This is a genomic window from Mesorhizobium sp. M1E.F.Ca.ET.041.01.1.1, assembly GCF_003997355.1.
GTDB lineage: Bacteria > Pseudomonadota > Alphaproteobacteria > Rhizobiales > Rhizobiaceae > Mesorhizobium.
Window position 1 is genome coordinate 1 of record NZ_RZSL01000337.1, and the last position, 6,853, is coordinate 6,853.

Annotated in this window: 7 protein-coding genes; 5 read left to right on the forward strand and 2 right to left on the reverse strand. The window is 64.8% G+C overall.

The genetic code is table 11. The features are described 5' to 3' along the window. Nucleotides 1-188 precede the first annotated feature (188 nt). The 5 genes from leuD to leuB all read left to right on the forward strand — a co-directional run bounded on the left by leuD (nt 189) and on the right by leuB (nt 4,331). The gene (leuD, locus tag EOA38_RS23675; protein ID WP_066991643.1) at nt 189-794 is read left to right on the forward strand and encodes a 3-isopropylmalate dehydratase small subunit; all 606 of its coding nucleotides are present in this window, start codon (nt 189-191) and stop codon (nt 792-794) included. Between the two features lie 65 nt (nt 795-859). Continuing rightward, the gene (locus EOA38_RS23680; RefSeq protein WP_127300369.1) at nt 860-1,789 is read left to right on the forward strand and encodes a hypothetical protein; all 930 of its coding nucleotides are present in this window, start codon (nt 860-862) and stop codon (nt 1,787-1,789) included. A gap of 334 nt (nt 1,790-2,123) precedes the next feature. Then, on the forward strand, nt 2,124-2,507 hold the full coding sequence (locus tag EOA38_RS23685) for a RidA family protein (protein ID WP_126091131.1): 384 nt from the start codon (nt 2,124-2,126) through the stop codon (nt 2,505-2,507). Nucleotides 2,508-2,566: 59 nt separating this feature from the next. Beyond that, the gene (locus tag EOA38_RS23690) at nt 2,567-2,917 is read left to right on the forward strand and encodes a VOC family protein (RefSeq protein WP_127300372.1); all 351 of its coding nucleotides are present in this window, start codon (nt 2,567-2,569) and stop codon (nt 2,915-2,917) included. A gap of 310 nt (nt 2,918-3,227) precedes the next feature. Then, a complete protein-coding gene (gene leuB / locus EOA38_RS23700; protein ID WP_127300370.1) occupies nt 3,228-4,331 on the forward strand; it encodes a 3-isopropylmalate dehydrogenase in 1,104 nt (367 codons plus the stop codon). 27 nt (nt 4,332-4,358) lie between these two features. Here the strand turns inward: leuB and EOA38_RS23705 are convergent, their stop codons facing one another. Next, on the reverse strand, nt 4,359-5,066 hold the full coding sequence (locus EOA38_RS23705; protein WP_127300371.1) for a DUF805 domain-containing protein: 708 nt from the start codon (nt 5,064-5,066) through the stop codon (nt 4,359-4,361). A gap of 374 nt (nt 5,067-5,440) precedes the next feature. Then, on the reverse strand, nt 5,441-6,853 hold a 1,413-nt coding region (locus EOA38_RS23710), incomplete at its 5' end, for a DEAD/DEAH box helicase (RefSeq protein WP_145966043.1).

Sequence of the window (6,853 nt, forward strand, 5' to 3'; positions counted from 1 at the left end):
GTAGAGGACCTTCGAAGTCGGTGCCATGCCGTCAAGGTGCCCGATCGGCCGGCATTTTGAAAGCAGGCGATGCCGACCTTGTGTCCGATGGCCCAAACTCGACTGCCAACAGTTGCCTTTCATTTGCCGGCCGCTTTGTGTAAAGCGTGCGCCAGCAAATTCCCGCAAAACCGAGACGGGCAAGGACCATGGACAAATTCACCAAGCTCACCGGCGTCGCCGCGCCCATGCCGATCGTCAATGTCGACACCGACATGATCATCCCGAAGGATTATCTGAAGACGATCAAGCGCACCGGGCTTGGCACCGGCCTGTTCGCCGAAATGCGCTACAAGGACGACGGCTCGGAGAATCCGGATTTCGTGCTCAACAAGCCGGCCTATCGCAAGGCGCAGATCCTGGTCGCCGGCGACAATTTCGGCTGCGGCTCGAGCCGCGAGCATGCGCCCTGGGCGCTGCTCGATTTCGGCATTCGCTGCGTGATCTCGACCTCGTTCGCCGACATTTTCTACAACAACTGCTTCAAGAACGGCATCCTGCCGATCACGGTGAGCCCGGAAGACCTCGACAAGCTGATGGACGACGCCTCGCGCGGCTCCAATGCGACGCTGTCGATCGACCTCGAAGCGAAGGAAATCCGCGGGCCGGATGGCGGCGTGGTCAAGTTCGACCTCGACGACTTCAAGCGCCACTGCTTGCTGAACGGCCTCGACGACATCGGGCTGACCATGGAGAAGGCCGGCGCCATCGCTTCGTTCGAGAAGAAAAACGCTGAGCTGCGCCCCTGGGCCTGAAGCGTTGAACGGATAGACCCGGCCGCAAGCGGCCGGGTTCGTGGCGGCTGAATGGAGGGACAGTCATGACACGCTCGCTTCTGGCTGGCGCTTGCGCGTTGGTGTGGGTGTTGATGCCGGTGGCCGGCGCCCATGCACAGACCGACAACGTGCTCGTACCGGCAGAGGATCCGTCCGGCGACGCCGCTGACCCCTCGAACACCGCCAATGCGACCCAGGCCGAGGACGACAAGCAGGCGCCGATCCCGTTCGAAGGCGGCCAGTTCACCATCACCCAGCAGGAACAGTATGGCGAGAAGGTGCTGGCCTATGACGGCAAGCAGCTCGCCAGCAATTACGACGTCTTCTTCGAGAAGATCGTCGAGGTCGGCGGGGTCAAGGTGGCGCTGTTCGATGTCGGCGATGGCGGCAACCAATGCGGCCCGGCCAGCGTCATCGCCTGGAAGACGGAGGGCGGCGAGATCCAGACCACCACGGTCGAGCAGGACGAGTGCGGCGCGCCGCCGGCCGCGGTTTCCGACAGCGACATCTATTACGTGCCCTATCTCCTGCCCGGCGAATCGCGGCCGGCGCTGCAATGGTCGCCGACCGGCGGACTGACGACGTCCGGCAACCTGACCTATACGCCGGAACCGGGCACCGACTGGAAGGATGTCGATCCGTCGAAATACGACAACATCATCGACGCCTTCCACAACGAGGCCGTCTACAAGGCCGGCGAGGCGCTGCTCGGAAAGGACATGCCCGACATGGCGACCAGCCTGCTGGTCGGCGGCGGCACCGAAAAGACCGCTTCCGGCGCTTTCTACGCCAGCGGCTGCGTGCCGCATGACTGCGGCGGCAATGACGGCTTCATGGCGGTCGACCCGGTCAAGCATCAGGTCTATTTCGCCCGCCGCGGCGACAATGGCGAACCGCAGGCCTGGCCCGACATGAAAAGCTGGCCGGCGGATATCAAGAAGGCGCTGGACGAGGCGCAGGGGTCGGGGAATTAGGGTTTTGGCAATGGTGCCGGCCGTGGGTCGCGTACCAGCGGGAAATGACCATCGCCGCGATCCTTCCCACCCCCTCTGCCCTACCGGGCATCTCCCCCGCAAGAGGGGAGATCGGTCGTCACCACGACTTTCGCTAATCTTCAATGTTGCAAGAATGGTGGCCTGCCGAAGCTGCTGATCTCCCCCCTTGCGGGGGAGATGGCCGGCAGGCCAGAGGGGGGTACTGTCCCGCCAGCATCAAAGAGATTTTTGCACCTCAAATCCGCATTGCTTGGCCTATGGCCAGATTGCCGCCGTCCCCGCAGAATGCCCGCAACAAAACGCGAGGCACCCCATGCGCAAGCTCATCTCCACCGGCTCCCCCTTCGAAAAAACCGCCGGCTATTCGCGCGCGGTGGTGCAGGGCGACTGGTGTTTCGTGTCGGGAACGACCGGCTACGACTATGCCACGATGACCATGCCCGAGACGGTCGAGGCGCAGACGCGCAACTGTCTCGCGACCATCGCAAAGGCATTGGCCGACGGCGGCTTCGACATGGCCGATGTCGTGCGGGCGCACTACTACATCACCGACCAGTCCTATGTTGACGTCGTCTTCCCGATCCTCGGCGAGGTGTTCGGCGACATCCGCCCGGCGGCGACGATGATCGTCTGCCAGCTCAACAAGCCGGAGATGAAGATCGAGATCGAGGTGACGGCGCTGCGGCGAACGGCCTGATACAGTCGCCCAAAATGCGGAGGGCTCCCGGACACGCATAAGGCAAGGAGCGGCTCATGGTGAAGGTCAGGCGCGTCGTCGCCAACATCGAAACGCCCGACGTCGCGGCGGCAAAGCGCTTCTATCAGGACGTCCTCGGCCTCGATCTGCTCATGGATATGGGCTGGATCGCCACTTACGGCTCGCAGGGCAGCATGACCATCCAAGTCAGCTTCATGGCGCAAGGCGGCTCGGGCACGCCGGTGCCCGACCTCTCGATCGAGGTCGACAATGTCGATGAGGCGCTCGATGCCATGAAGGCCGCCGGCTTCGCCATCGAATACGGGCCGGCCGACGAGCCCTGGGGCGTGCGGCGCTTCTATGTGCGCGACCCGTTCGGGCGCTTGGTGAATATTCTCTCGCACCGGTGAGGGCTTCTCTCGTTGGCGCTGCGGTTTGCGAGACGTCGGCGGGACAGCACCCCCCTCTGGCCTGCCGGCCATCTCCCCCGCAAGGGGGGAGATTGGACGCCATCTGCCTTTTCGCCAATTTTTGACGTCTGAAAGAGATGGCCGGCGGCGAAGCTGCCAATCTCCCCCCTTGCGGGGGAGATGCCCGGCAGGGCAGAGGGGGGTGCGAAGGATCGCCAAGTAACGAGGTTGTCCTCTTCCGGCTTGCGCGGCAAGCGCTAGCCGTTTAGCAAGGCCGCGGTTCAATTCTCTCTCTCCGGGACGGTTCTCCATGGCTTCGAAAAATCTCTTCCTGCTCGCCGGCGACGGCATCGGCCCCGAGGCCATGGCCGAGGTGAAGAAGTTGATTGGCGCCATGAATGCGAAGCTCGGCAGCGGTTTCGTTACCGACGAGGGGCTGGTCGGCGGCTGCGCTTACGACGCGCATGGCGCGGCGATCTCCGACGCCGATATGGCAAAGGCGATGGCGGCGGACGCGGTGCTGTTCGGCGCCGTCGGCGGGCCGAAATGGGACAAGGTGCCTTACGAGGTGCGCCCCGAGGCCGGCCTGCTGCGCCTGCGCAAGGACATGGAGCTGTTCGCCAATCTTCGTCCGGCGATCTGCTATCCGGCTTTAGCCGCATCCTCCTCGCTCAAGCAGGACGTGGTCGAGGGGCTCGACATCCTGATCGTGCGCGAGCTCACCGGCGGCGTCTATTTCGGCGAGCCGAAGCAGATCATCGATCTCGGCAACGGCCAGAAGCGCGGTATCGACACCCAGGTCTACGACACGTTCGAGATCGAGCGCATCTCGGGCGTCGCCTTCGAATTGGCGCGTACGCGCCGGAATCACGTCACCTCGATGGAAAAGCGCAACGTCATGAAGTCGGGCGTGCTGTGGAACGAGGTGGTCAGCCAGACGCACAAGGCCAAATACAGCGACGTCAAGCTCGACCATATGCTGGCCGACGCCGGCGGCATGCAACTGGTGCGCTGGCCGAAGCAGTTCGACGTCATCGTCACCGACAATCTTTTCGGCGACATGCTTTCCGACATCGCCGCCATGCTCACCGGCTCGATCGGCATGCTGCCTTCGGCCTCGCTCGGCGCGCCGGACGTCAAGACCAAGAAGCGCAAGGCGCTCTACGAGCCGGTGCACGGCTCGGCGCCCGACATCGCCGGCAAGGGGATCGCCAACCCGATCGCGATGATCGCGTCCTTCGCCATGTGCCTGCGCTATTCCTTCGGCATGGTGGCGGAAGCCGACAAGCTCGAAGCGGCAATCGCCGCGGTGCTCGACGACGGCTTGCGCACCAAGGACATCATGTCCGAAGGCATGAAGGAAGTCGGCACCACGGAAATGGGCGACGCCATCATAGCCAAGTTCCTGGGCTGACAGCTTAAGCGCGGGCGCTGTCCGCGCCTAAAACCTCACGCCGGCCGGCACCGGGCCCCATTTGTTTTCGCCGATCTGGGTCGGGATCAGCGCGAAGACCAGGGTGGCGAGCCCGCCGACATAGGGCAGGAGGCAGAGGATCACGAGCCAGCCGGTCAGGCCGAGATCGTGCAGGCGGCGCACGATGAGCGAGATCCACGGCATGAACGTCAGCAGGACGTAGAGACCGAAGAGGCCGAGCATGACGATCGGCTCGTCGGCGCCGCCCTCGCCGCGCGACAGGTCCACGGTCAGGCCGACGCCGATGGCGACGACGAGGCCGATCGTCCAGAACAGGCAGAAGCCCCAGAACTCCTTGCGCCGAGCCCGGCTGGAGAAGTTGACGTAGTTCGTCGTCAGGCCGCGCCAGAAATAGCTCCACAGTCCAGTGGATTCCACCGCCCCGCTCTCGGCGTTGCGGCCAAAATGGGTAGGCGCTATGGGCGCGCTGCCCGGCAAGGGAACGGTGGCCGCCGCGATGGGAGCTGCGCTCTCCATCGGACCGGTCGCACGGGCGCGGACGGAAAAAACGTTGCTCGCCCGGTCGCCGTTCGGCTGGAATTCGACTTCGGCGCCTTTCGCCAGCGCCATCTCGCGGCGCAGGTCCTCGCGCGCGAAGCTATAGCGCTTGCCGTCGGCGCCGGCGATGAAACCAAAGCCTTGCTCCTGGTCGTAGTGAAGAACCTCGCCGCGCATCGCCGTGTCCCCCGCATCGCGTGGGTCCAGACTGTCCAAAGTCGCGGCCGTTCGCAAGCGTCATACGCAGCAGCGCAACTTCGCGGGCACCACGCCTTCGTCATTCCATCGCGGAGCAAGGAGCGAAGCGACGCAGCGCAGACCATAGAATCCATGTCGTGACCTATGAGCGTTTCAGCGGTCCAGAACGACCTCTGTTCTGCGTCGTCTCTACTCTTTGCGCGAGGTCACGGAATGGATCCTCGGGTCTACGCGTCCGCTTCGCCCGTGGATGACGAAGTTCAGCCGCTTCCGCCGATCTCGAAGGTCGCGATTTGCTGCCGAAGAAGGTTGCCGATGTTCCCGCCGGTCAGGTACCAACTTTAATTGCGAACCTACGCTGGTCGTTTCTTCGATTTCTTGTTCTTCGCCGGCCCTGGCTTGTCGAATTTCGGCTTGGCCGGTTTACCGGATTTGCCGGCCCACGGCTTTGCTTCGAATGGAGTGCGCTGATCGGCAGGCGCGCGCTTCTCGAACTTCGGCTTGTGAGCACCTTGGGCGGCGCCTTGGTCGAACGGCCGCTTGCCGCGATGCGGCTTCTTCTCCGGCTTCGGCGGCTGGTAGCCGGCCCGCGACAGGTCCGGCGTGCCCTCGATCCGCCTGACCGCGATGCTGCCCTGCAATTTGCGGTCGGGGCCGATCGCGGCGAGGAAACGGTCGGCCCAGTCGGCCGCGATCTGCACGAAGGTTTCCTCCGGCTGCATCTTGATGGCGCCGATCTCGCGCTTGGAGATGTTGCCGCTGCGGCACAGCATGGGGATCAGCCAGCGCGGCTCGGCATTCTGCCGGCGTCCCACCGACAGCGAGAACCAGACGCTGTCGCCGAATTCGTCGCGGCGGCCGGGCGCTTCGTCCCTGCGCGCGGCCTTCTCCTTTGACGGCGCGAACGGCGCGACGTCGAGCAGGTCCTCGGGCGCCGAGCGGCTGCCGCGGCAGAGCCGCACGAAAGCGGCGGCCACAAGCTCGGCGCCATGCCGCTCGAGAAGAGCGGCGGCGAAGTCACGCTCCTCGTCCTTAATCGGTTCGCCGAACGCCGGATCGGCCAGGATGCGCTCGTCGTCGCGGCGCAGCACCTCGTCGGCAGAGGGCGGGCGCGCCCAGGTTGCGGTCAGGCCGGCATTGGCAAGCAGCCGCTCGGTGCGCCGCCGGGCGTTGCCCGGCACGATCAGCGCGCTCACGCCTTTTCGCCCGGCACGCCCGGTGCGCCCGCTGCGATGCAGCAGCGTTTCAGGATTGGTTGGCAGGTCGGCATGGATGACCAGGTCGAGATTGGGCAGGTCGATGCCGCGCGCCGCCACGTCGGTGGCGATGCAGACTTTTGCGCGGCCGTCGCGCATCGCCTGCAGCGCGTGGCTGCGCTCGTTCTGGCTGAGCTCGCCGGAAAGCGCCACGACCGAGAAATTGCGGTTGTTGAAGCGCGCGGTGAGATGGTTGACGGCGGCGCGGGTGTTGCAGAACACCATCGCGTTGGTGGCCTCGTAATAGCGCAGCACGTTGATGATGGCGTTCTCGCGGTCGGCGGGCGCGACGGAGAGCGCCCGGTACTCGATGTCGAGATGCTGCTTTTCCTCGCCGCCGGCCGAGATGCGCACGGCATCGCGCTGGTAGCTCTTCGCCAGCGTGGCGATGGAGCGCGGCACGGTGGCGGAAAACATCAGCGTGCGGCGCTCGGCGGGCGCGGCCTCGAGGATGAATTCGAGGTCCTCGCGAAAGCCGAGGTCGAGCATCTCGTCGGCCTCGTCCAGCAC

Coding starts and splice junctions, on each gene's coding strand:
- leuD (WP_066991643.1), top strand. CDS start 189: ATGGACAAATTCACCAAGCTCACCGGCGTCGCCGCGCCCATGCCGATC.
- EOA38_RS23680 (WP_127300369.1), top strand. CDS start 860: ATGACACGCTCGCTTCTGGCTGGCGCTTGCGCGTTGGTGTGGGTGTTG.
- EOA38_RS23685 (WP_126091131.1), top strand. CDS start 2,124: ATGCGCAAGCTCATCTCCACCGGCTCCCCCTTCGAAAAAACCGCCGGC.
- leuB (WP_127300370.1), top strand. CDS start 3,228: ATGGCTTCGAAAAATCTCTTCCTGCTCGCCGGCGACGGCATCGGCCCC.
- EOA38_RS23705 (WP_127300371.1), bottom strand. CDS start 5,066: ATGCGCGGCGAGGTTCTTCACTACGACCAGGAGCAAGGCTTTGGTTTC.